This window comes from uncultured Bifidobacterium sp., from assembly GCF_949292005.1.
Taxonomy (GTDB): domain Bacteria; phylum Actinomycetota; class Actinomycetes; order Actinomycetales; family Bifidobacteriaceae; genus Bifidobacterium.
Genome location: NZ_CASEXV010000045.1, coordinates 1 through 2,047, shown reverse-complemented (window position 1 = coordinate 2,047; position 2,047 = coordinate 1). Strand labels below are relative to the sequence as shown.

Genomic DNA, 2,047 nt, shown 5'->3' with positions numbered 1-2,047 from the left:
GCACGAATCTTCTTGGCGGCCTGATAATAGTCGTCCCACGTCTTGATGGTGCTGGCGTCCACTCCGGCCTTGTCGAACACCGTCTTGTTGTAGAAGAACATCTCGGGGCCCGAATCAATGGGCATGGCGTAGGGCTTGCCGGAGTATTGGACCTTGTTCCACGGGCCCGCGGCGAAGTCGTCCTCGTATTTCGCGGCGCCGAAGGAGCTGAGATCCACAAGCCCCTTGGTGACGGCGAACTGGGTGACGGTGGGATCCTCGAGCATCACGACGTCGGGTGCCCCGTTCCCCGCCGCGATGGCATTCGCCAGGGCCGTGGATGTATCGTTCGCGGTTCCGGTGTTGTTGAACTTCACGGTGATTCCGGGATTCGCCTTCTCAAACTTCGCGATGATGCTCTTCATCGAATTCCCGGAATCCCATCCCCAGAACACGATCTGTCCCGTGGCCCCCTCCTTGGAGGACGCACTTGATTCGCTTCCGCCGTTGCCTCCGCAGGCGGCAAGACCAACCGCGCACGCTGCCGCCGTGACTGCGGCGAGGATTCTTCTCGTTCCACGCATACTGTCTCCTTAATCCCTGTGGGCCCGGCCCTATCCGCACCCGAAAACCTCGGGATTCGATTGGCCTGCCGTGTAGCGTCTTCATCGCCACTTGGTGATACACCCGTGTACCACACTGCCGATGATACTACGGTGTGCCACATTGTCAAATACGACATCCCAGGCTCACAGCATCCGGTCAAAGAAGCTATCGTCCCGCGGAACGGTCCTCATGCGGATCACCATAAACAGCAGTCAGCCGTGTTCCGGAGCGACGGGATGCAAGGCGTCGAGCGCGACCTGCAGGAACGCGATAACGGACTGCATCACCGTCACGGGAATTCCCGATCATCGACTCAGACCGACACGTTTCGCGGTCACGATCCGGCAGAGGAAATGGACCTCCGGAATCGACCAGAATCACCAGCGGGGTCTCTGCATTCGCCGCATTGGGACGTGGCGCGCAATCATCCCATGGAACCATCGAGGAGATCGACCGGGCCTTCGACGCCCATTCCTTCGATTCGCGCGGACGGCATCCTCACACGCAGCGCGCGGCGGCGAATGACTCTCACCGACGGCTCGCAGCGCGCGGCGGCGGACGCACGACGGGACATGGGACGTATACCGGAACGCAACGCATATCGGCACACCGTAGACCAGGAATCCGTCGCCCCGACATGAGAGTCTTTACATCGTTATCATTTCACCGGGACTCCGCCGTGCGACGCGATCCCGCCATCGCGCCGAGGACGATTGTGGGAAGAACATGCGAAAAAGCCTCTCCGCTCTGGCATTGGGAGCGTTCGCGCTCGGAGCCGCCGAGTTCGTGATGATGGGGGTGCTTCCCCGCGCCGCGGCGGACATGCATGTGGGCATTCCCACAGCCGGACACTTCATCTCCGCCTACGCCATCGGAGTATGCCTGGGCACGCTGATCCTCGTCTTCGGACGCACGGTTCCCCCCAAAAGGCTCATACTCGGCCTTCTGATGCTGATCGTGCTGGGCAATCTCATGGCGGCGGTCGCCCCCGATTATCCCGTCCTCATCGCGGCCCGCCTCATCTCGGGGCTTCCGCATGGCGCCTTCTTCGGTATGGCCTCCGTCGTCGCCAAGCGCCTCGCCACGCCGGGTCGCGAGGCGGCGGCGGTGTCCGCCGTGCTGACGGGACAGACCATAGCCAACATGGTCGGCGTTCCCGTGGGGACGCTTCTGGGCGAGACGCTCTCATGGAGGGTCGCGTTCGCCATTCTCGCGGCATGGGCGTTCGCCACGATCATCATCACCATCGCCTGGATCCCCGATCTCGCAGCCATCCATGACGCCGGACTGGCGGGACAGTTCAGGTTCCTGTCCACGCCGCGGCCATGGCTGGTCGCCGGAGCCGTTTTCCTAGGGAGCTCGGGCCTGTTCTCCTGGTGGAGCTACGTTTCGGGCTGGCTCACCTCCGCGGGCGGGTACGCGCCCTCCGCGACTCCCGCCCTGATGGCGCTGGCCGGACTGG

General features: G+C 63.0%; 2 protein-coding genes. One reads left to right on the top strand and one right to left on the bottom strand.

Annotated features, from left to right (window positions below):
- Positions 1-563, bottom strand: a 563-nt coding sequence (locus Q1X90_RS03365) for an extracellular solute-binding protein (protein ID WP_300766540.1), incomplete at its 3' end; no start/stop codon positions are given.
- 748 nt (positions 564-1,311) lie between these two features.
- Here Q1X90_RS03365 and Q1X90_RS03360 point away from each other — a divergent pair.
- Positions 1,312-2,047 (top strand): MFS transporter (locus Q1X90_RS03360; RefSeq protein WP_300766539.1); only part of this gene is annotated, 736 nt, incomplete at its 3' end.